We start from the raw sequence: 22702 nt of genomic DNA on the forward strand, positions 1-22702 counted from the left end.
CATCGTGATGCCATTTCCAAGCGCAACGGACACGCCATGATTCTAGTGACCGGTGGTGCCGGATTTATCGGATCGAATTTCATTCTCGACTGGCTGGCGCACAGCGACGAGGGCATCGTCAATCTCGACCAGCTCACGTATGCGGGCAATCTGAACAACCTGGCCGCGCTCAGGGGCGATGCGCGCCACCTGTTCGTGCGCGGCGATATCGGCGACCAGTCCCTGGTGGCGGCCTTGCTGGCCCGGCACCGCCCGCGCGCGCTGGTCCATTTTGCCGCCGAAAGCCATGTCGACCGCTCGATCGCGGCGCCGGGCCAGTTCATCGCCACCAATATCGGCGGCACCTTCGCGCTGCTGGAAGCGGCGCGCGCCTACTGGCAGTGCCTGCCGGAGCCTGAGCGCGCCGATTTCCGCTTCCTGCATGTGTCTACCGATGAAGTGTATGGCTCGCTAGGCGCGCACGAACCGGCATTCACCGAGCGTTCGGCATATGCGCCGAACAGCCCGTATGCCGCCTCAAAGGCCGCTTCCGACCATCTGGTGCGGGCCAGCTTTCACACCTATGGCTTGCCGACCCTGACCAGCAATTGCTCGAACAATTACGGCCCGTACCAATTTCCCGAAAAGCTCATCCCGCTGATGATCGCCACGGCGCTGGCCGGGCGCGCGCTGCCGGTGTACGGCGACGGCATGCAGGTGCGCGACTGGCTGTACGTGGGCGACCATTGCGCGGCGCTGCGCTGCATACTGGCGGCAGGCCATCCTGGAGAGGTGTATAACGTGGGAGGAGAAAACGAAATGACCAATATCGACGTGGTGCGCACCCTGTGCGACTTGCTCGACGCGGCGGCGCCGGCGCGCGCCAGTTATCGCCAGCAGATCACCCATGTGGCCGACCGCGCCGGCCACGACCGCCGCTACGCGGTCGACGCCGGCAAGCTGCGGCGCGAACTGGGCTGGACGCCGGCCGAGCATTTCGCCAGCGGCATCGCGCGCACCGTGCACTGGTATCTGGCGCAGGGCGCCTGGGCCGACGAGATCGCCTCGGGCGCCTACCGCGACGCCCGCTGGCCCAGCGGCGGTGGCGCATGATGGCCGCGCTGGCGCGCAAGGGAATCATCCTGGCGGGCGGCTCTGGCTCGCGCCTGTATCCGGTCACCACCAGCACCTCCAAGCAGCTGCTGCCGGTGTACGACAAGCCGATGATCTATTATCCGCTCACCACCCTGATGCTGGCGGGGATCCGCGATATCCTGTTGATCTCGACCCCGCAGGACACGCCGCGTTTTCACGACTTGCTGGGCGATGGCAGTAAATGGGGCATCAATCTGCGCTACGCGGTGCAGCCGTCGCCGGACGGCCTGGCGCAAGCCTTCCTCATCGGGCGCGCGTTTGTCGGGCAACACCCGTCGGCGCTGATCCTGGGCGACAATATCTACTATGGCCACGAACTCGATGCCAAACTGGGCAAGGCGCATGCCCACGGCGACGGCGCCACCGTGTTCGCGTATCACGTGCTCGACCCGGAACGCTATGGCGTGGTCGAATTCGGCCCGGACCAGAACGCGCTGTCGATCGAGGAAAAGCCAGCGCGGCCGAAATCGCATTACGCCGTCACCGGCCTGTATTTTTACGACAACCAGGTGTGCGACATTGCCGCCGCGATCACGCCATCGGCGCGCGGCGAGCTGGAAATCACCGACGTCAACCGCGCCTACCTGGCGGCGGGCCAGTTGCGCGTGGAAGTGATGGGGCGCGGCATGGCATGGCTCGACACGGGTACCCATGAATCCTTGCTGGAAGCCTCGCAATTCATCGCCACCATCGAAAAACGCCAGGGCCTGAAGGTCGCCGTGCCGGAAGAAGTGGCTTATCGCAAGGGATATATCGATGCCGATGCGCTCGCGGCGCTGGCCCGGCCGATCAAGGACAATGCCTACGGCCGCTATTTGTTGCACGTCTTGCATGAACAGGTATTCTGAGGGCGCAGCCGGGCAAAGCGGGTTAGCATAAGGCCTTGCTAACTCGCCAGTCCCGCAATGCCAAAATTCTGCGCCAATCTCAGCCTGATGTTTACCGAAGTGAGCTTCCTCGACCGCTTCGCCGCCGCCCGCGCCAATGGCTTCGACGGTGTCGAATTCCTCTTCCCCTACGCGTATGAAGCGGACCAGATCGCCGAACGCCTGGCGCGCCATGACCTGCAACTGGTGCTGCACAACCTGCCCGCAGGCGACTGGAACGCGGGCGAGCGTGGCATGGCGTGCGATCCGCAGCGCATCACCCAATTCCAGGACAGCGTGGCGCTGGCCCTCGACTACGCCGTCGCCCTCGGCGTGGGCCGCCTGCACTGCCTGGCCGGCAAGCTGCCGTCCGGCGTTGCGCCCGAACGCGCGCACGCGACCTACGTCGCCAACCTGCGCTTCGCCGCCGCCGAAATGGCCAGGCATGGCATCGACCTGTTGATCGAGCCGATCAACAGCTACGATTTCCCCGGCTACTTCCTCACCGGCAGCGCCCAGGCCGCCGCCGTGATCGCCGAATGCGGCGCGCCGAATCTGTTCATGCAGTACGACATCTATCACATGCAGCGCATGGAAGGCGAACTGGCCAATACCATCCGCGCCTACCTGCCGCTGATCCGCCACCTGCAGGTGGCCGACAACCCCGGCCGCCACGAACCGGGCACGGGCGAAATCAATTACCGCTATCTGTTCGCCCTGCTCGATGAACTCGGTTACGACGGCTGGGTCGGCTGCGAGTATCATCCGCGCGGCGATACCATCGCCGGCCTTCATTGGCGTAGCGCATTACGCTAATCCATAGCTAAATAGACAACTTGATCGAAGGCATATTTCGCGGGTGAAAATATCAGCGAAGTTTGACTTATAGCAAACTGCATTCAAAGCATCGGCGCAAGTCATGTTCATCTTCATGGGCGTGACCCCGCTGTCTGCGGCGCAGACGGGCTGGCTGCTGCAGCACCTGACGCTGGCGCAGCTGTTCGGTGGGACCGGACTGTTCCTTGCCGCGACCGCGCTGCTGGCGTGGCCGTTGACGTCGATGCGCAGCATCGCGGACGGGGGACCGGCCACGCCCGCCGATGGCCGATGACATCGGTCGAGCAGGCGCCGTTGGTGGAATACGGCCACCTTGGTTTAAAAGTGTAAAGATACAACAATATTAAAGATAATATTTTTGAATTGTTTTCTCGTATTAGCATGCACTGCGGTTGCGAAATATCACTGGGACATTGCGCAGCCGCCTTCACTATTCAAAGGCAATTTTGTTACATCCTTCCGCTACGCTTCCCGGTCTCCGAAGCCGATGTTGAAGTAACCGTTTGGGGAAACACCACTTGCCTGGCCAGGCCGGTTTGCTCGTCAATTGACATCAACGTTTGTCTACAGTTCACCCATTGAATTCCCTTATCTGGAGCAAGACATGGACATGAATGACGCTACGCCGGCACTGCCAACCTCCGCCCTCAGGTGGAGCCTGCTATTGTTGATCGGATTGCTGTTTTCGCTGGCAGGCATGCGGCCCGCAAGCGCCGCACCTTACTGGATCAACTTGGGTTCGACGATCAGCTCCCCCAAGGAAATGAGTCAACAGGAAGTAATGACTTCGCCCAGCGGCGAATATTTTTTGATCACGCAAACCGACGGCAACTTGTGCGTCTATCGCGATTTTGATAACTCGGGCGTGTGGTGCAGCCGATCGAGCTCGGCGGGCGAAGCGGTCTATCGAACCGCGATGAAAACCGATGGCAACCTGTGCACCGTTAACGCTAACGGCAACAACGCGTGGTGCAGGACCAACTCGGGATCGGAGGGAACCTACTTTTTGAGGCTCAGAGATGACGCCAATCTGTGTGTCACCAGAGGCACGCCGGCCTCCCCTCTGGAAGAGATCTGGTGCTCGGGAGCTACAGCGGCCAGCCAAAACCGTCAAAAACTGCAGTATGGGTCAACCTACCACCTGCAAAACAACTACCAGAACTGGTCTGGCGGCTACCTTGATGTACGTGGCGCGGGCTGCGGCGACATATTATGCGTCTCCACCTCTTCCTGGCCTGAGCGTTCCAATGAAAACACCGGCAGCTGGGCGATTAGCGGCATCGGCAATCCTGCCGCCGGCACGCCGGTCATGCCCAATGATGTCATTTTCTTGCAAAATCAGTATATCAATTCAAATCTGCCCTCAGGCACCTATCTTGAAACACGCAACAAAGGCTGCGAGCTCAATGCCTTTTGCCTGTCCACCTCGAAGGTAAAGGACCCAGGCAATAGCACCACCAGATGGGCTGTCATGGGCGCGCGCAACTATGTCTGGGTCGGCCAGCCCGTATCGTTGATGTCCTACTCAACCGGCTCCTTTCCGACTTACCTCGATACCCGCGGTTACGCGTGCAACGATAACCTGCAGTGCGCCTCTACAAGCGGCAGCAATAACCGTGACTCAGGTAGCGGCACCTGGCGCTTCCTCGGCCTTTAAGCTCGCTCAGGCCCGGCAGCACGATACGCGGGCGCGGACGGCCAAGCCACACCAGGGCCTGGCCGTTCGCAACTTCCTGCGGGTGCGCCTGCGGGCGCCACAATCTTGTATACGATATCGGCTTGCCAACCCGCCCATCCAGACCGATGCCCAGATTCTGCGCCAACCTCAGCCTGATGTTCACTGAAGTGAGCTTCCTCGACCGCTTCGCCGCGGCCCGCGGCAATAGCTTCGACGGCGTCGAATTCCTGATCCCTTAAACGTTCGAGGCGGAGCAGATCGCCGAGCGGCTGGCGCGCCATGACTTGCAATTGGTGCTGCACAACCTGCCCGCGGGCGACTGGAGCGCGGGCGAGCGTGGCATGGCGTGCGATCCGCACCGCATCACCGAGCTCCAGGACAGCGTGGCGCTGGCTCTCGATGATGCCGTCGCCCTCGGCGTGGGCCGCCTGCACTGCCTGGCTGGCAAGCTGCCGCCCGGGGTCGCGCCCGCCCTCGCGCACCACACCTACGTCGCCAACCTGCGCTTCGCCGCCGCCCGCCTGGCCGCGCACGGCATCGATCTCTTGATCGAACCGATCAACACGGTCGACATGCCCGGCTACTTCCTCACCGGCACGGCCCAGGCCGCCGCCGTGATCGCCGAATGCGGCGCACCAAATCTGTTCATGCAGTACGACATCTATCACATGCGGCGCATGGAAGGCGAGCTGGCCAATACCATCCGCGCCCACCTGCCCCTGATCCGCCACATGCAGGTGGCCGACAACCCCGGCCGCCACGAACCGGGCACGGGCGAAATCAATTACCGCTACCTGTTCGCCCTGCTGGACGAACTCGGGTACGACGGCTGGGTCGGCTGCGAGTATCATCCGCGCGGCGACACCATCGCCGGTCTGAATTGGCGTAGCGCATTACGTTAATCCATGGCAAAATAGACAACTTGATCGACGGCATATTTCGCGAGTAGAAACATCAGCGAAGTTTGACTTACAGCAAACTGCATTCAAATCATCGGCGCAAGAATGGGAACTTCTGGCAAGCCCTTCCGTGCGCGCCTGAAAGGATTTATGAACCCGCTTCGCACCTTGAGCACGTCCGCCCTCCTCGCCGCCAGCCTGTTGCTGGGCGGCTGCGTCAGCAACCAGGTCAATCTGGAAGAGGTGCGCGAATTCGCCAACGCCTCGGCCCGCCTGGGTGGCTACGCTGAACTGTCCACGCGCTACCGCGACACCTATCTGCGCGAGCAGCCCTACCTGCCGGCCGCGGCCGAGAAAGTCGCCAGGGAAAACGATGCCAAGCGGCACGCCGCCTACAACGATTTCGTGACGATCCAGAAAGCCGTGGTGCTGTACATGCAGACCCTGAGCGCGCTGGCCGGCGAGGGCCGCTACGATTTCACGCCCCAGATCGACACCATGGGCGCGGGCCTGACCGGGCTGGCTGAAACCACCCTCGGCCAGAAACAGGTGAGCGCCTACACGGGCCTGGCGCGCCTGCTGACGCGCGCGGTCACCTCGCACTATCAGAAAGAAAGCGTCGAGACCATGGTGCGCGAAGGCGACGCCGACGTACGCGTGCTGCTCGAAGCGATGATCACCCTGACCGATGTGTACGCGGCGGCCAACGAGAACGAAAAGAAAACCGTGCTCGGCTTTTTCGAGGTAGCCCTGCCGCTGGCCGACCGGCCCCAGGACCGCCTGCTGTACACCCTGGCGCGCGCCCATGTGCAGGGCAAGACCAGCGAGTACCGCATGATCGACAAGCGCTTCGAGCTGGCGCGCCAGGGCTTGACCAAGGTCGCGCAGGGGCACCAGAAACTGCGCGAGAACCTCGCCACGATGTCCTCGTCCGAGATGCGCCAGATGCTGACCGCTTACGTGCGCGACCTGCGCATGATCCGTGCCGGCCTGGCAGCCGACTAAACCGACCCGAGGTGTGCTATGAAAACAGATCAAGACGGACTGGCCAGTGTGGCAGACATCATGGCGCTGGCCGCGCAATTGTCGGCCTGCGCCGCCGCCATGCATGAGCGCGCGCTGGTTGCCATCCGCACGCCGCCCGACGCCAAGCTGAGCCAGGAGGAACGCGACCATGCCTTCGCCCTGCTCGACGAAGAACTGGTGCTGCGCCAGCACGTGCATGCGCTGTACCTGGACGCCGCCCGCGCCGTGCTCAAGGGCCTGGGCCAGCCGCAGCAGCATGTGCTGGCGCTGACCGCCGACGCGACCGAAAAAATCCGCAAGATCACCGCGATCGCCAATGTCACCGGACTGGTCGCGTCCGTGGTGGCACTGGCCGGCGCGGCGGCCAGCGGCGTGCCCGGCACGGTCTCGCTCGCGCTCAAGAATGTGCAAGACCATATCAAGGCGGTCAAGGGGCAGTAGCCCAACCCGTGTAACGGACCCGTGTAACGGACCCGTGTAACAGACCCGTGTAACGGACGCGCGAAGGCGGCACGCTGCGTGCGCGTGCGCGGGTATTCAGCGCCGCGCGAACGCGCTACACTCGATATCAGCACGCGCGCGTCCAGGTGCAGTGACGCGGCCGTGCCAACATTCACTTTCCCGAGCGTCATCATGAATGGACTGGAACCAGGGCAGCTTGCGCTCCTCAAAGCCGTCCTCGAACAGCGGCTGGCCGACCTGGCGCGCCACGATGGGGCCGAGGTGCTGTCCGGCCCGCGCGACCTGGCGGTGCAGGAGGTCGAAACCTCGCCCGCCGACAAGGCTACCGTGCGCCTGCTCAACGACCTGGCGCTGGAAGCGGCCGGCCACCACGTGGCGCAACTGCGCACGCTGCGCCAGGCGCTGGCGCGCATCGAGGATGGCAGCTACGGCGAGTGCGAGGAATGCGGCAGTCCGATCGGCTTTTCGCGCCTGCAGGCGCGCCCGGAAGCGCGGCTCTGCATTGCCTGCCAGACCCGCGCCGAGAAGCGCTGACGCGCTCAGACCATGTGCTGCCCGCCGTTGATGGCGATATTGGCGCCCGTCACGAAGGCCGCCTCTTCCGATGACAGATAGGCGACCAGGCCCGCCACTTCCTCCGGTTCGCCCAGCCGTCCCACGGGAATTTGCGGCAGGATGCGGCTCGTCATCACCTCGTCCGGCACCCCGGTGACCATCTTGGTGCGCAGGTAGCCGGGCGAGACGGTGTTGACGGTGACGCTATGGCGCGCCATTTCCAGCGCCAGCGCCTTGGTGAAACCGTGCATCGCGGCCTTGGCCGCGGAATAGTTGGTCTGACCGAAGGCGCCCTTTTGCCCGTTAACCGAGGAAATATTGATGATGCGGCCCCAGCCCTGGGCAATCATCGGCTCGATCACCTGCTTGGACAGGTTGAAGACGCTGTCGAGATTGGTGCGCATGACCTCGAGCCAGTCGTCATGATGCATCTTGGCCAGAGTGCGGTCGCGTGTGATGCCGGCATTATTGACCAGCACATCCAGGCGCCCCTGTTCGGACAAGAGTTTTTGCACCATCCATTCACTGTCGGCAAAGTCGCCCACGTCGGCCTTGTAAGCGGTGAAGCGATAGCCTTCATCGCGCTGCGCCGCCAGCCAGCCCTCAGGCGAACTGTTGTTTGGCGAATAGGTCGCCGCCACGCTGAAGCCGGCCCGATGCAGGCGCTGGCAAATTGCTGTTCCCAAACCTCCCATGCCCCCGGTTACGAGAGCCACTCTTTTGATTTCCATCATGCTTTCCTGTCATCGTGGTGAAGTCCGAGCCCAAGTCTAGGGCGCTTACCGTGCGCAACATTGAGCAATATCAAAGCTTTGGGAAAGATGGTTTAAGATGATGGATATCAAGTCCATCGAGACAGGAGCATTCATGGGGTATCAGACCATCCTCGTCCACGTTGACGACAGTCCGTCCGCGTACGCGCGCATCGGCGTGGCGATCGCGCTGGCAAACAGTGGCGGCGGCCACCTCATCGGCATGGCCCCGACCGGGGTCGCGCGCACCCTTCTTCCCAGCCTGCCGCCCGGCCAGAGCGACCCCACCCTGTCGCTGCACCTGGGTTTCCTACGCGAGCAGGCGCAGCAAGCGCTGGCCGCCTTCACCCAGCGTTGCGAGGCGGCCGCGGTGGCGTCGCACGAGGCGCGCGTGATCGACGATGACGCCGGCGGCGGCCTGTGCCTGCATGGCCGGGTGGCCGACGTGATCGTACTGAGCCAGTCCGATCCGGACCAAGGCGGGCCCGGCCTGCTGGCCGACCTGCCCGCCTATGTGGTACTGCACTCCGGCAAGCCGGTGCTGATGGTGCCGTTTACGGGCGAGCGCGTCAGCGTCGGGCAGCGCGTGCTGGTGTCGTGGGATGCCAGCCGCGAGGCGGCGTGCGCGCTGCAACTGGCGCTGCCGCTGCTGCGCCAGGCGGTCGCGGTCGACCTGGCGGTGTTCGATACCGGCCCCGCCAGCCACACGGCGGCCGACGCGCGCGCGGCCGATCCGCGTCCGTGGCTGGCCCGGCATGGCGTGCATGCCAATTTCGCGGTGCACGCGCTGGCGCACAAGCGCCAGCAAGTGGGCGAAGCGCTGCTGGCGCTGGCCGCCCGGAAAAATGCCGACCTGCTGGTGATGGGCGCCTACGGCCACTCGCGCGTGCGCGAAACCATCCTGGGCGGGGTCACGCGCACCTTGTTCGAGTCGATGAGCGTGCCGGTGCTGATGGCGCACTAAGCCGCGTCAGTGCCAGTCGAGTTCGCGGATGCGCGAGACCTGGCGCCGCACCATGAGCGACCATAGCTGCTGCGCCAGGGTCAGGTCGGCGCTCATGCGGCGCGGTGGCGCCAGCGCCAGTTCGCAGTCGCGGTCGGACCATTCCTCGAAGCGGATGGCGCCCCCGCGGCTTACCTCGATCACATACATCAAACCGTCGTCGTAACCGAAGCGCAGGGCCGCGCTGGCCGGTTCGGGGGCAGACTCGGGCGGACCGTTGCCCTTGGCCCCGGCCTTGGCCTCGGCCTCGGCCTTGGCCTTGGACCTGCCCCGGGTCTTGCGCGGCGCTGCGTACAGCTCGGCCAGAACGGCCGTCAGCTGCGTCTCGGTGGGCGCGGCGATGTCGCGTCCGTCCATGCTCGTCAGGGTGAGCCAGGCTTGGTTCATGGTCGCGTCCTCCCGTCGGCACGCAGCCACCGGCGCGGATGCGCTGGCTGGACTGGTACATGGATGCACTATGTAAAGAGCATAATACCGAAAAACCCCGCGTTGGGAAGCGCTATCTGAACGCTGTTGCAGGCAGCATGAAAGGTAAACAAAATGCAAACGCGCCGCCGGGCACGAAGGCCGGGCGGCGCGCTTCCCGTCGGCGATGAACCGACAGCGGCGTCAGGCGCTGCTTACTGCACCAGCACCGGCAAGCTGAGCGGATCGAAATCGGTCCAGTCGCCACCTTCGATGGTGCCCTTGGCGCGCTCGATATGGTGCGAACCGAGCTTGCGAAGCACGTCGATGGCGCGCGCTTCCTGGTCCGGCTGGTCGGCCGCCACGGCGATCAGCATGCCGGACTGGCGCGGTTCGTAACGGTTTTCATTGCTACCCTCTTCCTTCTCGCCGGCATCCTTCATTTTAGACAGGCTGAACAGCGAGCCGACGTGCGCGCCGACCAGGCCGCCCACGATCGGACCGGCCGGACCGGTGACAAAGGCGGTGGCCGCGCCCACGGCCACGCCGACGGCGCCACCGGTGGCCGCGCCTTGCAGCACGCCTTCCGGGGTTTCCTTGGCGCCCGGAGACTGGAGATGATCGCCGCCGATCGGGGTCTGGTCATGCTGACCCGGCTGGTTCAGGAAAAAGGCGGAAATGCGATCTTCGGAAAATCCGGCGCGCACCAGCTCGCGGCGCGCGTGATCGATCTCGTCCTGAAGTTGAAAATGACCTGCAACGATGGTAGACATGCTGTACTCCTCCTGCATTAATGATGGTGCCAGCATGCCCCAGTGCGTCCCTTTCCTCTGTACGCAAACGCACCTAAGGCCGGGGCGCAACAAAAAGAAATCTTTCCCTCCCGTTCGGTAAATATTTCTCCGTATAATATAAATCGACGGTACGGCGGCTTGGTTCGCCTGCCTGGCAAGACCCAGCACGCTCGCAATCTTTATTGAAAGACGCTGATGGAATTGGACACTGCGCATCCCTTACGATCGAGTCCCGCCGCCGCCGCGGTCCTGTCCGCGTGTACGAACGGCGTGCTGCTGGTCGATGCCAGCGTCGCCGGCTTTCCCATCCTCGATGTCAACCCCGCCTTTTGCCAACTCAGCGGCCGCACGCCGGAGCAACTGATCGGCACCAGCGCCATCGTGCTTGGCAGCGCCGAAGATAGCGAGCCTGGCGGACCCTTCGGCGCGGCGCTGGCGCAAGTGGCCGCCGGCGGCGCCAGCGCATCGCTGCTGCTGCGCGTGGGCGGCGCCAGCGGCAGTGCTCCCTGGTGCCGGTGGACCATCAGCGCGGTGCCGGGCGAAGGTGAAGGCGCCACCCCGCGCCAGCTGGTCTGCATTGCCGAGAACGTCAGCGAGCTGCACGAACAGCAAGCCCTGCTGGCCCATCTGTCCACCCACGACGCCCTCACCGGCCTGGCCAACCGCAGCCTGTTCAACGAGCGCCTGCATGCGGCCATGGCGCGCGCCCGGCAGCACGCGGACGGGGTGGCCGTGCTGTGCCTGGCGCTGGACGGCTTTAACCTGATCAACGAAAGCCTCGGCTACGTGGCCGGCGACCAGTTGCTGATCAGCGTGGCCATGCGCATCCAGGGCTGCATGCGCCCGCAGGACACCTTGTCCCGCCACGGCGGCAACGAGTTCGTCCTGGTGCTCGATGAGATCGAGAGTACCGCGCAGGTGCAGGCCGTGTGCGAGCACATCGTGCGCGTGATCGGCGCACCCTTCCCCGTGATCGGCCAGAGCCTGCACGCCGGCTGCAGCATCGGCATTGCGCGCTACCCGCAGGACGCGGACGATGGCGTGACCCTGCTGCGCTACGCCGACATGGCGCTCACCCATGCGCTCGGCCTGGGCGGCAACCAGCTGCAGTTTTTCACGCCCGAGATGAACCAGCGCACCGCCGAGCGGGCCCAGATGGAAGCGGCCCTGCGCGTTGCCCTCATCGAAGGCCAGCTGCAGCTGCAGTACCAGCCGGTGGCCGACCTGCAGCTGGGCGCCATCTGCGCGCTGGAGGCACTGGTGCGCTGGCAACACCCGGTGATGGGCCTCATTCCGGCCGGGCGCTTCATCCCGCTGGCCGAAGCGGCCGGCCTGACCACCGCGCTCGGCTACTGGAGCCTGCGCCGCGCCATGGAAGACATGCTGGCCTGGCGCACGGCCGGCCTGGCGCCGGTGCGGGTGGCGATCAACATCTCGCCCAAGCAGTTCCGCGACGCCGCCCTGCCCCAGGCGGTGGCCGACGCGCTGGCGCAGTCGGGCATCGCGCCATCCCAGCTGTCGCTGGAAATCACCGAGGCGGCCCTGATGCAGGACCTGCACGCCAGCGACGCCACCCTGGCCCAGTTAAAGGCGCTCGGCATCGGCCTGACCCTGGACGACTTCGGCACCGGCTACTCCTCGCTCAACCACCTCAAGCGCTTCCCGCTCGACCTGGTCAAGATCGACTGCGGCCTGACCGGCAATATCGTCACCGGCGCCGACGATGCCGCCCTGGTCAAGACCATCATTTCGATGGCGCACCACCTGGGCATCGAAGTGGCGGCCGAGGGGGTGGAAACGGAAGCCCAGTGCGACTTCTTGCGGCGCAATATGTGCGACCAGATCCAGGGCTATTTTCTGGCCAAGCCGTGCGACCGCGAGGAAGTGGCCGGCATGCTGGCTGCGCGCCATGCGGTCCCGCCGCATCTGCTGCGCATCCAGAAGCAGCCGCGCACCCTGCTGCTGGTGGACGACGAGCAAAACATCGTCTCGGCCCTGAAGCGCCTGCTGCGGCGCGACGGTTACCAGATCCTGTCGGCCAACAGCGGCCAGGAAGGGCTCGACGTGCTGGCCGCCAACGCGGTCGACGTGATCGTGTCGGACCAGCGCATGCCGGGCATGATCGGCGCCGACTTCCTGCGCGCGGCCAAGGGACTGTATCCGGACACGATCCGCATCATGTTGTCGGGCTACACCGAACTGCAATCGGTGACCGATGCCGTCAACGAGGGCGCGATCTTCAAGTTCCTCACCAAGCCCTGGGACGACGAGCAGCTGCGCGGCCACATCGCCGAAGCGTTCCGGCTCAAGGAAATCGCCGACGACAACGAACGCCTGAACCTGGAGCTGCGCACCGCCAACCACGAGCTGGCGGCGGCCAACCGGCGCATGGAAGACGTGCTGCGCCAGAAGCAGCAGCAGATCACGCGCGACGAGATCAGCTTGAACGTGGCGCGCGAACTGCTGCAGTTCGTGCCGCTGGCGGTGATCGGGCTCGACGACGATGGCATGGTGGCCTTCGTGAACGATGCAGCCGAGCGCATGTTCCGCCAGAATGGTGCCATACTCGGCAATGAGGCTGAAATCGTCCTGCCCGAACTGTTTCCGGACGGCCTGGCCCCCAGCGGCAGCCACCAGGTCGATATCAACGGATGCTGCTACCAGGTGGTGGCGCACCCCATGGGCGCGAATTCCCAATCGCGCGGCAGCCTGATCACCATTAGCGTGTGCGAGGAAACCGAATGACGCCTGCCGAAGAAACCATCGACATCGATGACGCCAGCGAAGGCATGGTGCTGGCCCAGGATTTGCGCGACGCCGGCGGCGGCGTGCTGCTGCCGGCAGGCGCCACCCTCAGTGCCTCGTCGCTGGCCTCGCTGCGCCGGCGCGGCATCGAGCAGGTGCAGGTGGTGGGCGCCGCGCCGCCGGTCGACGAGGCGGCCGTGCGCGCCGAACGCGAACGCCAGTGCGCGCGCCTGGAACACCTGTTCCGGCGTTGCCTCCCCGCTGCGCCCGCCAGCGCCAACTCGGTGCTCTACGAGCGCCTGCTGGCCTACCGCGGGAGCTGCTGATGGCTACCTCGCTCGACGACGTCGTCAAACGCATCCGCGACCTGCCCTCGCTGTCGACGGTGGTGGTGGAACTGCTCTCGACCATGGACCAGGAAGATATCGACGTGCACGTCCTGGGCGCCAAGATCGCGCTCGACCAGTCGCTCACGGCCAAGACGCTGCGCCTGGCCAACTCCTCGTTCTACGGCATGTCATCGAAGGTGACCACCATCCACCAGGCCATTTCGGTGCTGGGCTTTCACAGCATCCGCACCCTGGTGACGGCGTGCGCGGTGACCGGCAGCTTTCCCGCCAGCGCCAGCGGCGGCGTCAATTTCCAGGCTTTCTGGCGCCATTCGGTGGCCACGGCGGTGTGCGCCAAGCTGCTGGCGGTGCACCTGAAACTCAATCCCGACACCGCATTCACGGCCGGCCTGCTGCACGATATCGGCACCCTGGTGCTGGCCACGCGCTTCCCCGCCGAGTACGCGGCCATGCTGGCTTACCGCAAGGAGCACGATTGCTACATCCTCGAGGCCGAGCGCAGCGTGATCGGGATCGACCACGCGATGGCCGGCGCGGCCCTGGCCGCCTACTGGAAGTTCCCGGCCGCCATGCAGGAAGCGGTGGCCAACCACCACCAGCTCGACAGCGCCGGTACCCCGACCCTGCCGCTGCTGATCAACGCCGCCAACGTCTTCGCGCACGCGCTCGACCTGTCCGGCGAGCAAGACGACCTGGTGCCGCCGCTGTCGCAGGCGCTGTGGGTGAGCCTGGCGCTGAGCGAAGCCGACTGCGCCAAACTGTTCCGCGATTCCGAGTCGACCTTTGTCGATATGTGCCAGATCCTCGTCACCTAGCGCGACGCGTGCCATAAAGGCCATCAACATGCCCAACCGCGAACACCCATTCCACACCAGCCTGCCCGCCAGCGCCGACGACGGCGGCGGCGGCGGGATTGCCCTGTCCGAACTGCTCGACGGCCACCCGGTGGCCACCTTCGTGATCGACCACGAGCACACCATCACGCACTGGAACAAGGCCTGCGAACACCTGCTCGGCTGGAGCACCGAAGCGATGATCGGCACGCGCAACCACGGCGTGGCCTTTTACACGCACGAGCGCCAGATGCTGTCGGACATGATCGTCTCGGGCGACGGCGCCGGCCTGGCCGCGCACCGCCAGTCGGCCCTCATTCCCGGCGCCTACGAAACCGAAGGCTTTTTCGAGAACCTGGGCGTGGGCGGGCACTGGCTGCACTTCACCGCCGCGCCCCTGCGCGACGCCTCCGGCCAGGTGGTCGGCGCGATCGAAACCATGCGCGACGTCACCGAGCGGCGGGTGGCCGAAAACGCCCTGCGGCGCGCCCACGACAACCTCGAACACCTGATCGAGAAACGCACGGCCCAATTGGCCGAAGCCAACGAACGGCTGGAGGACGACCTGCGCCAGCGCCAGATCGCCGACGCCGAACTGCGCGCCAAGCACCTCGCCCTGACCGAACTGAACGCCAAGCTGTCGATGGCCCAGGAGCAGCTGGTGCAATCGGAAAAGCTGGCCTCGATCGGGCAGCTGGCGGCCGGCGTGGCGCACGAGATCAACAACCCGATCGGCTACATCTTTTCCAATTTCGGCACCCTGCAAAGCTACCTCGACCAGCTGTTCGACATGCTGCATGTGTACCAGGAGTCGGAAACCGAAGCCAGTCCGGAAACGGCGGCCCGGCTGGCGGCGATGCGCAAGACGCTCGACCTCGATTTCCTGCGCGAAGATATTCCCGTCCTGATGAGCGAATCGAAGGAAGGCATCGTGCGCGTGCGCCATATCGTGCAAGACCTGAAGGATTTCTCGCGGGTCGACGCCAACCAGGACTGGGTGTGGGCGAACATACACGGCGGCATCGATTCGACCCTGAACATCGTCTCCAACGAGGTCAAGTACAAGGCCGACGTGGTCAAGCAGTACGGCGCCATTCCCGACATCGAATGCCTGCCTTCGCAGGTGAACCAGGTGATCATGAACCTGGTGGTCAACGCGGCCCATGCGATGAGCGAGCGGCGCGGCACGATCACGGTGCGCACCGGCACCAGCCAGGGCCTTGAAGCCGGGACCGAGGGCGAACAGGTGTGGATCGAGGTTGCCGACAACGGCGGCGGGATCGCGCGCGAAAACCTGTCGCGCATCTTCGATCCCTTCTTCACCACCAAGCCCGTGGGCAAGGGAACCGGCCTGGGCCTGTCCCTGGCCTACGGCATCATTCAAAAACACCGTGGCAGCATCGACGTCGACAGCGAGGTGGGGCGTGGCACCACCTTCCGCATCGTCTTGCCGGTGCGCCAGACCACCCAGGCAAGCGAGGAGCCCAGCCCATGACAGACAGCCTGACCGACGATCTTGCCCCACCTCCGGCCACCGTGCTGTGCGTCGACGACGAACCGAACATCCTGTCGGCGCTGCGCCGCCTGTTTCGCCCGGAAGGCTACCGGGTGCTGGTGGCCGAGAGCGGCGCGGCCGGCCTGGCCATCCTGGAACAGGAAAAAGTGGACCTGGTCATTTCCGACATGCGCATGCCGGAAATGGACGGCGCCAAATTCCTCGAACATGTGCGCCAGCGCTGGCCCGACACCGTGCGCCTGCTGCTGACCGGCTACTCGGACGTATCCTCGATCCTGGCGGCGATCAACCGCGGCGAAATCTACCGCTACATCACCAAGCCGTGGGACGACAACGATATCCTGCTGGTGGTACGCCACGGTCTCGAGCGCCATGCGCTGGAGCAGGAAAAGGCGCGCCTGGAAGCCTTGACCCTGCGCCAGAACGACGAACTCAAGACGCTTAACCAGAGCCTGGAAGCGAAGGTCGAGATCCGCACCGAAGAGCTGCGCAGTTCACGCGACACCATCCTCGAGACCAACAAAAAACTCAAAAGCAACTTCATCACCACCATCAAGATCCTCTCGAGCATGATCGAGATGCGGGGCGGGAACCTGGCGGGACATTCGCGCCGGGTGGCCGACCTGGCGCGGCGCATCGCCGTCAAGCTCGGGCTCGATGCGAACGCGACCCAGGAAGTGTTCATTGCCGCGCTGCTGCACGACATCGGCAAGATCGGGTTTCCCGACGACTTGCTGGCGATGCCGGTCAACCTGCTGGCCGGCGACATGCTGGGGGTGTTCCGCAAGCACCCGCTGCGCGCCGAGCAGCTCCTGATGCCGCTGGACGACTTGCGCGGGGTGGCGGCCTTGCTGCGCGCCCATATGGAGCGCTTCGACGGCGGCGGTTTTCCGGACGGCATAGCCGGTCCTTTGATTCCCCTCGGTGCGCGCATCCTGGCGCTGGCCTCGGACTACGACAACCTGCAGATCGGCGCGCTGCTGCAGCGCAAGGTGCTCGCGCCCGACGCCAAGCAGATCGTCTACGACGCCGTGGGCAAGCGCTACGACCCCAAGGTGGTGGCGGCATTCCGCTCGCTGATGGATGGCGACAAGGTGGAAAAAGTACGCGACCTGGCCACCGTGGCCAAGTACCTGACTCCGGGCATGACGCTATCGCGCGACCTGGTCAGCCCGGAAGGCTTCATGCTGCTCTCGGCCGACCATGTGCTCGACGAGCGCCTGATCCAGCAAGTCCAGGATTTTGAAATCAAGAACGAGGTCCGCCTGAATATCTGGGTGTGGCCTGCACCACCGAAGGAGGACTGACATGCGCCGAATTCTTTTAGTCGATGATGAAATCAATGTCCTGAACGCACTGGTACGCGCCATGCGCCAGCACCTGGAAATCGAGGACCTGCATATTGAAACGTTTACCGATCCCTTCGATGCGCTGACCCGCTGCGCCGAATGCACCTTCGATCTGGTGATTTCCGATTTCCGGATGCCGCAGATGACGGGCGTGGAATTTTTGCACGCGATCAAGGAAGTGGCGCCGGACACGGTGCGCATGATTTTATCGGCCTCGACCGAGTTCGAGACGGTGACCAGTGCGATCAACGACGCCCAGGTGTTTCGCTTTATTCCCAAGCCGTGGCAGGTGGGGGATTTACGGGAAAACATCCGCCTGGCCTTCGAATACCGCGATTCGCTGCGCAAGCAGCACCAGCTGGCCGACCGCCAGCGCGTGCAGGAGGGAACCCTGAGCAAGGAGGAACTCGCGTTGCGCAAAATGGAGGAAGAGGAACCGGGGCTGCTGAAGGTGAAGTGGGGGCCGAACGGGGAAATTATCATGTAGCTACCAGCCCCGTGGGTTCTGGCAGTGCCAGAGCCGGCACGGCTGCGACCCGGGAAACCGGGCCTATGCCGCCGCGCCAGCCATCCCCGGCTCCGCCCCTGGCGACACCGCCGCCGGCGGCACCACCGGCAAGCGCACCGTAAACGTGGTCCCCTCCCCCGGCGTCGAGGCCACTTCGATCCGTCCACCGTGCTTGTTCACGATCCCGTACGATAGCGACAAGCCCAGACCGGTGCCGCTGCCCACCGGCTTGGTGGTAAAAAACGGCTCGAAAATCCGGTTCAGATGCTCTTGCGCGATTCCGCAGCCGGTGTCGCTCACCGCGATCCACACCCAGTCGTCTTCGGCGCCGGTGCGGATCGTGATCACGCCCTTGTCCTTGATCGCATGGCCGGCATTGACCAGCAAATTCATGAACACCTGATTGAGCTGCGACGCCAGGCAGGTCACCGGGGGCAACTGCCCGTACTGCTTGTCCACCGTGGCCTTGTACTTGATCTCGTTGGAGACGATATTCAGCGTGCTGTCGAGCCCGTGATGGAGGTCGGCCACCTGCCATTCATTCTCGCCCACATGCGAGAAATCCTTGAGCGCCTGCACGATATCCTTGACCCGCTTGAGTCCATCCATCGACTCGCGCACCAGGTCGGTCGCATCGTCCTGCAAAAATTCCAGGTCGGCGCTCTTGCCGATCTGGGCGATGGCCTTGGCCAGCGCCGGCGGCGGGCTGTGCGCGGCAATGGCGGCATCGTACTCGCGCACCACGCCGAACAGGGTCGCCACATACTTTTGCAAGGTGCCCATGTTGGAATTGACGAAGCCGACCGGATTGTTGATCTCGTGCGCGATGCCGGCGGCCAGCTGGCCGATCGACGCCATCTTTTCCGACTGCAGCAACTGGTTCTGCGCTTCCTGCAAACGCCCGATCAGCAACTGCTGTTCCTGGCCCTTGCTGTAGAGCGCCTCTTCCATGGTCTTGCGGATCGTGATGTCGGTGAGCGCGCCGATCACTTCGAGCGGCGCGCCCTGCTCGTCGCGGATCAGGCGCAAGGTGTCGTGCATCCACAGGTAGCCGCCGTCGGCGGCGCGGAAGCGGTACTCGTAGGCGCGCTGGCCTTCCACGAACACCAGCGCCAGGCTGGAGAAAATCGCCGGCGCGTCGTCCGGATGAATATGGTCGAACCAGAAATTGGGATCGGCCACCATGTCTTCGGGCCGGTAGCCCAGCACATTGTAGGCATTGTTGCTCACGAATGTCATCTTGAAGTCGCCGCTGGGCACGGTGCAGTAGATGATGGCCGGGGTATTGTCGATCAGATATTGGAGCCGCACCAGGGGCGAGGCGGCGTCCGCGCCCGGCGCGCGCGCCGCGGGCGGCGTGTCGGACGTAAAGGATTCAAATTCCTCGAACTGCATCGCCATGATCGATCCCGTGGGAAAGTGCTTCAGGCAATTATGAACGAGTATTCAGGACAGCGCCACTCTCATTGCCATTGCCCGTACACGGTGCCGTAGGACGGCGGTGATTCCGGTTCGTGCCCGGCGTCCGGTTCCGGGGCGGGCGGCGCCAGCCAGGCGCGCGGGTCGACCCGGTAGTATTGCTGGAACTGGTCGAACAGTTCAGCATGGCGTTCGGCCATCTGCCAGGGCTTCTCGTAAAACGTTTCCGTGGCAACGGCAAAGAATTCGGCGGGGCTGACCGCGCCGTAGTGGTCGAGCACGCTTTGACGGCGAGACATGGCTTCGTGGCGCAGGTTGTTGAAATCGCGCGACAGCACCTCGGACCAGTTGCGGTAACTGCCCGGATGGCCGAGGAAGGGCGCGCCATTGTTGCTGCCCGATTCACTGTCGAGCTGGTGCGCGAATTCGTGCAGCACCACATTCTGGCCATCGGTCCAGTCGCCCGCGCCGCGCTGGACGTGGTCCCAGGACAACACCACGCGGCCATCGCCCCACGATTCGCCCAGCAGTTCCTGGCGCACCGGGTTCACGATGCCGGCTTCGTCGGCATGGTTGCGCGGCACCAGGAAGGCGCTCGGGTACACCAGGATGGTGTGCAACTTGCGGTACACGCGGGTGTAGCGGTTAAGCAGCAGCAGGCAAGCCTGGCCGGCGATGGTGACGCGGATTTCATCGTCCACTTCCAGCCCTTCGCAGCCGACGAATTTTTTCTGGAACAGGAATTGCTGTACCAGCCGCTGCAACTGCGCCTGCAGCTCGGGCTGCATGCGACGATAAATCGGGATATTACGTTCGAGTATGTCCAGCCACGCCGGCGGAAAAGGCTGGGCCAGCGCGCGCTTGAGGCGCCAGCCGGGATAGCTCATGCCGAGCGCGATTGCCACCATGATGGCGGTGGTCCAGAGCAGCGCTTCCATCTTGTTCCTTGTCGGGGTGGGGTACGAAAACGAGGCCCGGCGCGGCCGGGGCTTACGCCGCCTTGGGAGCGCCGAAATAGGCGTCGACCGCGTCGGCATTGCCGACCAGCTTGCCGCCGATGAACACTTGCGGCCAGGTCGACTGGCCCGACACGGCGCGCAGCACGCTGGAATTGATCTTCTGGTTCTGCATGATGTCGGTGAAGTTGAGGCCATGCGCCTTGAGCGTGGCCTTGGCGCGCGCGCAATGCGGGCAGCCGGGCTTGGAAAACACCACCACCGGTTCCGGAATCTGCACGGTCGGGTTAATGAAACGCAGCATGGTTTCGGCGTCCGACACTTCGAACGGGTCGCCTTCCTTGTCCGGCTCGATGAACACCTTCTGGATCATGCCATCCTTGACCAGCATGGAATAACGCCACGAGCGCATGCCGAAACCCAGGTTGCGCTTGTCGACCAGCATGCCCATGCCCTGGCTGAAGTCGCCATTGCCGTCCGGGATCACGGTGATGTTCTCCGCATCCTGCCCGCCTTTCCACTCGTTCATCACGAAGGCATCGTTGACCGAAATGCACATGATCTCGTCGACCCCGTTTTGCCTGAACACGGGCGCCAGTTCGTTATAGCGCGGCAAATGGGTGGAAGAACAGGTCGGCGTGTAAGCCCCGGGCAGCGAAAACAGGACAACCGTCTTGCCCTTGAACAGCTCGTCGGTGGTGAGGTCTTTCCACTGGTCGTTGGGCCTGGCCTTGAACGTCACATTCGGCACGGGCTTGCCTTCCAGCGATTCTGGCGTCGGTAACATGGGTGTTCCTTTTGGTAAGTGATTGGGACAGCAAAGCATCCCCGCACCGCCACAAGTGGGGCTGGTTCAGGGGTTTTCAATTGGTGGGGATGACAGAAAAACAGCAGACGTGCCTGTGCCGCACTGCCGCGAAGGGGAAGCGCGAAGGCGGACACGCGAAGGTGACGCGAAGGTCACGCAAAAAACGGGGGCCGGACTGCGCCAGCCCTGTCTGGACGATACGAGAGGTGAACGGACCCTTCCCTGCAACCCAACCGGGAGGTGGCGGCAGGCGCGGTGCAACCAGGCGCGGTGCAACCAGGCGCGGTGCAACCAGGCGCCGCGGGGACCGCTCAGCGCAGCATCAAGCCTGTTCTTTGGCCGACGGTGCTGCGCCGAACAGGGCGGCGACGAGCGGGTCGCGCGCCACCGGGCTGCGATTGACGCGGATGGCATAGTGGGTGTCATCAGCCAGGATATGGAAGTGACGGCCCGTGCCTGCCATGCTTTGCTCGCGCAGCCCTGGACGCTCCTTGCGCGGTGCGGCGCCTTCGCGTTTCGGCTGCACGATCGCGGCCAGGAAAGCCTTGACGCGTTCCGGATCAGGCGAGATCTGGTACACGGCCTTGCCCAGGTAGGTAGCGGTGCCTTCAATATAGCGCGCCAGTTCAATCACGCCCGCTTCGCGCAGATCGCGGATGTATTTACGCGCGCCGGACGGCGAAAACTTCAGGAACCAGGCGATTTCATCGGCCAGCATTTCGTGAGTCGACAATTCGCCGATCAGTTTCTGCATATTTTCGATGCGGCGCTGGGTGGCCGAGGTCGAACGCACGCGTTCGATCGGGGCCATCGAGATCGGGGCGCGCTCGGCTGGCTGGGGCGCTACGCGCTCGATCAGCGTAGAGTTGGCGGAAGTGTGCAATGTGGTCATGTCGCCTTGGGCCGCATTGTGGTGCTGTGTCGTTGCATGCATGTTGAGTACTCCAAGAGAAGAGATAGTCATGTCGTCCGGACCCGGTACATGTCGTTTGACAGCCTGACAATAATTCGGTTCCGCACATCTGGGTACAAGATTGCCTGCGTGGACATCGATGGTCTGTGCGCCATCGAACATTTCGCACAATTTACTTCCTATGATCATCTTTTCATCGTTGCAATTGTGATGACGGGTCCGGCTGTGTGCGTTGGCGTACAGATTCCATCAATACAACACCGTATTCTGGCCCCGTTCGCACAACATTGTGTGTGCAATGACTTCATTGACGTTCAGTCTGCCTGCCGCCCGGCACCAGACACTTATAAAAGGAAACCACCATGAAAACGACACTTCTGGCAGCACTGTTGGCAATCGCCGGTCTGACCGCATGCGAAAAAACCACTGTTAACCCACCTGCAACCGTTGTTACCCCAACCGTTGAAGTTCCGGTTGCCGTACCTGGCCCTGCCGGCGCTCCTGGCGCTCCCGGCGCTCCCGGCGCTGCCGGTACCGACGGCACTTCCGGCGCCACTGGCACCGCTGGTGCCGCAGGTACGCCAGGCACCCCGGGCGCACCAGGCATGGACGGTTCCAAGGGCGACACCGGCAAGACCGGCGGCGACACCGTGATCGTCGTTCCGGAAAAAACGAACTAATAGCCCCGGCTATTTTTCGCGCGACAACATCGCGCCGGACCAGGTTTGCGCCTGGTCCGGCGCGATTTTTGTTGGCACTCGCACAAATCGTTGTATTAAAAAGACAAGTCCACCATCACGGTGCGCTATCGAACGGTTGCATTGAACTCCCCCGCTTAATCTCAAGTCGAACGTCACACTGCCTCGCATCAGTGATGACATATCTACTGACCCA

Annotated in this window: 23 protein-coding genes and 1 pseudogene; 17 read left to right on the plus strand and 7 right to left on the minus strand. The window is 63.8% G+C overall.

Annotation, left to right across the window (positions count from 1 at the left end; genetic code table 11):
- The first annotated feature begins 36 nt into the window (after window positions 1-36).
- The 9 genes and pseudogenes from rfbB to RBA40_RS11910 all read left to right on the plus strand — a co-directional run bounded on the left by rfbB (window position 37) and on the right by RBA40_RS11910 (window position 7436).
- Complete coding sequence (gene rfbB, locus RBA40_RS11870; RefSeq protein WP_306648074.1) at window positions 37-1092, plus strand: dTDP-glucose 4,6-dehydratase; 1056 nt, start codon at window positions 37-39, stop codon at window positions 1090-1092.
- Window positions 1089-1982 (plus strand): glucose-1-phosphate thymidylyltransferase RfbA, encoded by an 894-nt coding sequence (gene rfbA, locus RBA40_RS11875; RefSeq protein WP_229413694.1) that lies wholly within the window; start codon window positions 1089-1091, stop codon window positions 1980-1982. The genes rfbB and rfbA overlap by 4 nt, the downstream gene beginning before the upstream one ends.
- Before the next feature lie 57 nt (window positions 1983-2039).
- Window positions 2040-2816 carry a hydroxypyruvate isomerase gene (gene hyi / locus RBA40_RS11880; protein ID WP_306648075.1) on the plus strand — a complete coding sequence of 259 codons (777 nt, stop codon included), beginning with the start codon at window positions 2040-2042 and terminating at the stop codon, window positions 2814-2816.
- Between the two features lie 103 nt (window positions 2817-2919).
- Window positions 2920-3111, plus strand: coding sequence for a hypothetical protein (locus tag RBA40_RS11885; RefSeq protein ID WP_306648076.1), 192 nt, complete (start codon window positions 2920-2922; stop codon window positions 3109-3111).
- 330 nt (window positions 3112-3441) lie between these two features.
- The gene (locus tag RBA40_RS11890; RefSeq protein ID WP_306648077.1) at window positions 3442-4494 is read left to right on the plus strand and encodes a hypothetical protein; all 1053 of its coding nucleotides are present in this window, start codon (window positions 3442-3444) and stop codon (window positions 4492-4494) included.
- Between the two features lie 146 nt (window positions 4495-4640).
- Window positions 4641-5417 (plus strand): annotated as a pseudogene (otnI, locus tag RBA40_RS11895) (2-oxo-tetronate isomerase).
- Window positions 5418-5564: 147 nt separating this feature from the next.
- Window positions 5565-6419: a hypothetical protein gene (locus tag RBA40_RS11900; protein WP_306648078.1), complete on the plus strand. Its 855-nt coding sequence runs from the start codon at window positions 5565-5567 to the stop codon at window positions 6417-6419.
- Window positions 6420-6437: 18 nt separating this feature from the next.
- Window positions 6438-6881 (plus strand): hypothetical protein, encoded by a 444-nt coding sequence (locus tag RBA40_RS11905; protein ID WP_306648079.1) that lies wholly within the window; start codon window positions 6438-6440, stop codon window positions 6879-6881.
- A 192-nt stretch (window positions 6882-7073) separates the two neighbouring features.
- Window positions 7074-7436, plus strand: a complete 363-nt coding sequence (locus tag RBA40_RS11910) for a TraR/DksA family transcriptional regulator (RefSeq protein ID WP_306648080.1) — start codon at window positions 7074-7076, stop codon at window positions 7434-7436.
- Window positions 7437-7441: 5 nt separating this feature from the next.
- Here RBA40_RS11910 and phbB read toward each other — a convergent pair whose 3' ends face one another.
- Window positions 7442-8188: an acetoacetyl-CoA reductase gene (gene phbB / locus RBA40_RS11915; RefSeq protein WP_306648081.1), complete on the minus strand. Its 747-nt coding sequence runs from the start codon at window positions 8186-8188 to the stop codon at window positions 7442-7444.
- A gap of 136 nt (window positions 8189-8324) precedes the next feature.
- Here phbB and RBA40_RS11920 point away from each other — a divergent pair, with 136 nt between their 5' ends.
- Window positions 8325-9173 carry a universal stress protein gene (locus RBA40_RS11920; RefSeq protein ID WP_306648082.1) on the plus strand — a complete coding sequence of 283 codons (849 nt, stop codon included), beginning with the start codon at window positions 8325-8327 and terminating at the stop codon, window positions 9171-9173.
- Window positions 9174-9179: 6 nt separating this feature from the next.
- Here RBA40_RS11920 and RBA40_RS11925 read toward each other — a convergent pair whose 3' ends face one another.
- Together RBA40_RS11925 and RBA40_RS11930 are read right to left on the minus strand one after the other, a co-directional pair.
- Window positions 9180-9599 carry a hypothetical protein gene (locus RBA40_RS11925; RefSeq protein ID WP_306648083.1) on the minus strand — a complete coding sequence of 140 codons (420 nt, stop codon included), beginning with the start codon at window positions 9597-9599 and terminating at the stop codon, window positions 9180-9182.
- A 233-nt stretch (window positions 9600-9832) separates the two neighbouring features.
- Complete coding sequence (locus tag RBA40_RS11930; RefSeq protein ID WP_306648084.1) at window positions 9833-10390, minus strand: hypothetical protein; 558 nt, start codon at window positions 10388-10390, stop codon at window positions 9833-9835.
- A 216-nt stretch (window positions 10391-10606) separates the two neighbouring features.
- Here RBA40_RS11930 and RBA40_RS11935 point away from each other — a divergent pair, with 216 nt between their 5' ends.
- From RBA40_RS11935 to RBA40_RS11960, 6 genes are read left to right on the plus strand one after another with little or no spacing between them, the layout of a single operon-like run.
- Complete coding sequence (locus RBA40_RS11935; protein ID WP_306648085.1) at window positions 10607-13156, plus strand: EAL domain-containing protein; 2550 nt, start codon at window positions 10607-10609, stop codon at window positions 13154-13156.
- Window positions 13153-13482, plus strand: coding sequence for a hypothetical protein (locus RBA40_RS11940; protein ID WP_306648086.1), 330 nt, complete (start codon window positions 13153-13155; stop codon window positions 13480-13482). Before RBA40_RS11935 ends, RBA40_RS11940 begins: the two co-directional genes overlap by 4 nt.
- Complete coding sequence (locus RBA40_RS11945; RefSeq protein WP_306648087.1) at window positions 13482-14321, plus strand: HDOD domain-containing protein; 840 nt, start codon at window positions 13482-13484, stop codon at window positions 14319-14321. The genes RBA40_RS11940 and RBA40_RS11945 overlap by 1 nt, the downstream gene beginning before the upstream one ends.
- A 28-nt stretch (window positions 14322-14349) precedes the next feature.
- Window positions 14350-15834 (plus strand): PAS domain-containing sensor histidine kinase, encoded by a 1485-nt coding sequence (locus RBA40_RS11950; RefSeq protein WP_306648088.1) that lies wholly within the window; start codon window positions 14350-14352, stop codon window positions 15832-15834.
- Window positions 15831-17162: a response regulator c-di-GMP phosphodiesterase, NosR family gene (gene nosR, locus RBA40_RS11955; protein ID WP_306648089.1), complete on the plus strand. Its 1332-nt coding sequence runs from the start codon at window positions 15831-15833 to the stop codon at window positions 17160-17162. Before RBA40_RS11950 ends, nosR begins: the two co-directional genes overlap by 4 nt.
- Before the next feature lies 1 nt (window position 17163).
- Window positions 17164-17691 carry a response regulator gene (locus tag RBA40_RS11960; protein WP_306648090.1) on the plus strand — a complete coding sequence of 176 codons (528 nt, stop codon included), beginning with the start codon at window positions 17164-17166 and terminating at the stop codon, window positions 17689-17691.
- A 63-nt stretch (window positions 17692-17754) separates the two neighbouring features.
- Here RBA40_RS11960 and RBA40_RS11965 read toward each other — a convergent pair whose 3' ends face one another.
- The 4 genes from RBA40_RS11965 to RBA40_RS11980 form a co-directional block, all read right to left on the minus strand.
- Complete coding sequence (locus RBA40_RS11965; RefSeq protein ID WP_306648165.1) at window positions 17755-19107, minus strand: ATP-binding protein; 1353 nt, start codon at window positions 19105-19107, stop codon at window positions 17755-17757.
- A 68-nt stretch (window positions 19108-19175) separates the two neighbouring features.
- Window positions 19176-20069, minus strand: coding sequence for a M90 family metallopeptidase (locus tag RBA40_RS11970; RefSeq protein WP_306648091.1), 894 nt, complete (start codon window positions 20067-20069; stop codon window positions 19176-19178).
- Between the two features lie 52 nt (window positions 20070-20121).
- Complete coding sequence (locus RBA40_RS11975; RefSeq protein WP_306648092.1) at window positions 20122-20874, minus strand: glutathione peroxidase; 753 nt, start codon at window positions 20872-20874, stop codon at window positions 20122-20124.
- A gap of 343 nt (window positions 20875-21217) precedes the next feature.
- Complete coding sequence (locus tag RBA40_RS11980) at window positions 21218-21829, minus strand: winged helix-turn-helix domain-containing protein (protein WP_099880988.1); 612 nt, start codon at window positions 21827-21829, stop codon at window positions 21218-21220.
- Window positions 21830-22170: 341 nt separating this feature from the next.
- Here RBA40_RS11980 and RBA40_RS11985 point away from each other — a divergent pair, with 341 nt between their 5' ends.
- A complete protein-coding gene (locus RBA40_RS11985; protein WP_306648093.1) occupies window positions 22171-22488 on the plus strand; it encodes a collagen-like protein in 318 nt (105 codons plus the stop codon).
- Window positions 22489-22702 lie beyond the last annotated feature (214 nt).

The organism is Massilia pseudoviolaceinigra (genome assembly GCF_030846505.1).
Classification (GTDB): domain Bacteria; phylum Pseudomonadota; class Gammaproteobacteria; order Burkholderiales; family Burkholderiaceae_D; genus Telluria_A; species Telluria_A violaceinigra.

What these genes read in the sequence shown, in the direction of transcription:
- RBA40_RS11975 (WP_306648092.1), bottom strand. Translation starts at nt 20,874, where the DNA reads ATGTTACCGACGCCAGAATCGCTGGAAGGCAAGCCCGTGCCGAATGTG.
- hyi (WP_306648075.1), top strand. Translation starts at nt 2,040, where the DNA reads ATGCCAAAATTCTGCGCCAATCTCAGCCTGATGTTTACCGAAGTGAGC.
- RBA40_RS11885 (WP_306648076.1), top strand. Translation starts at nt 2,920, where the DNA reads ATGTTCATCTTCATGGGCGTGACCCCGCTGTCTGCGGCGCAGACGGGC.
- RBA40_RS11960 (WP_306648090.1), top strand. Translation starts at nt 17,164, where the DNA reads ATGCGCCGAATTCTTTTAGTCGATGATGAAATCAATGTCCTGAACGCA.
- RBA40_RS11940 (WP_306648086.1), top strand. Translation starts at nt 13,153, where the DNA reads ATGACGCCTGCCGAAGAAACCATCGACATCGATGACGCCAGCGAAGGC.
- RBA40_RS11985 (WP_306648093.1), top strand. Translation starts at nt 22,171, where the DNA reads ATGAAAACGACACTTCTGGCAGCACTGTTGGCAATCGCCGGTCTGACC.
- phbB (WP_306648081.1), bottom strand. Translation starts at nt 8,188, where the DNA reads ATGGAAATCAAAAGAGTGGCTCTCGTAACCGGGGGCATGGGAGGTTTG.
- RBA40_RS11980 (WP_099880988.1), bottom strand. Translation starts at nt 21,829, where the DNA reads ATGCATGCAACGACACAGCACCACAATGCGGCCCAAGGCGACATGACC.
- RBA40_RS11970 (WP_306648091.1), bottom strand. Translation starts at nt 20,069, where the DNA reads ATGGAAGCGCTGCTCTGGACCACCGCCATCATGGTGGCAATCGCGCTC.
- RBA40_RS11930 (WP_306648084.1), bottom strand. Translation starts at nt 10,390, where the DNA reads ATGTCTACCATCGTTGCAGGTCATTTTCAACTTCAGGACGAGATCGAT.
- RBA40_RS11950 (WP_306648088.1), top strand. Translation starts at nt 14,350, where the DNA reads ATGCCCAACCGCGAACACCCATTCCACACCAGCCTGCCCGCCAGCGCC.
- rfbB (WP_306648074.1), top strand. Translation starts at nt 37, where the DNA reads ATGATTCTAGTGACCGGTGGTGCCGGATTTATCGGATCGAATTTCATT.
- RBA40_RS11890 (WP_306648077.1), top strand. Translation starts at nt 3,442, where the DNA reads ATGGACATGAATGACGCTACGCCGGCACTGCCAACCTCCGCCCTCAGG.
- RBA40_RS11920 (WP_306648082.1), top strand. Translation starts at nt 8,325, where the DNA reads ATGGGGTATCAGACCATCCTCGTCCACGTTGACGACAGTCCGTCCGCG.
- rfbA (WP_229413694.1), top strand. Translation starts at nt 1,089, where the DNA reads ATGATGGCCGCGCTGGCGCGCAAGGGAATCATCCTGGCGGGCGGCTCT.
- RBA40_RS11910 (WP_306648080.1), top strand. Translation starts at nt 7,074, where the DNA reads ATGAATGGACTGGAACCAGGGCAGCTTGCGCTCCTCAAAGCCGTCCTC.
- RBA40_RS11900 (WP_306648078.1), top strand. Translation starts at nt 5,565, where the DNA reads ATGAACCCGCTTCGCACCTTGAGCACGTCCGCCCTCCTCGCCGCCAGC.
- RBA40_RS11935 (WP_306648085.1), top strand. Translation starts at nt 10,607, where the DNA reads ATGGAATTGGACACTGCGCATCCCTTACGATCGAGTCCCGCCGCCGCC.
- nosR (WP_306648089.1), top strand. Translation starts at nt 15,831, where the DNA reads ATGACAGACAGCCTGACCGACGATCTTGCCCCACCTCCGGCCACCGTG.
- RBA40_RS11945 (WP_306648087.1), top strand. Translation starts at nt 13,482, where the DNA reads ATGGCTACCTCGCTCGACGACGTCGTCAAACGCATCCGCGACCTGCCC.
- RBA40_RS11965 (WP_306648165.1), bottom strand. Translation starts at nt 19,107, where the DNA reads ATGCAGTTCGAGGAATTTGAATCCTTTACGTCCGACACGCCGCCCGCG.
- RBA40_RS11905 (WP_306648079.1), top strand. Translation starts at nt 6,438, where the DNA reads ATGAAAACAGATCAAGACGGACTGGCCAGTGTGGCAGACATCATGGCG.
- RBA40_RS11925 (WP_306648083.1), bottom strand. Translation starts at nt 9,599, where the DNA reads ATGAACCAAGCCTGGCTCACCCTGACGAGCATGGACGGACGCGACATC.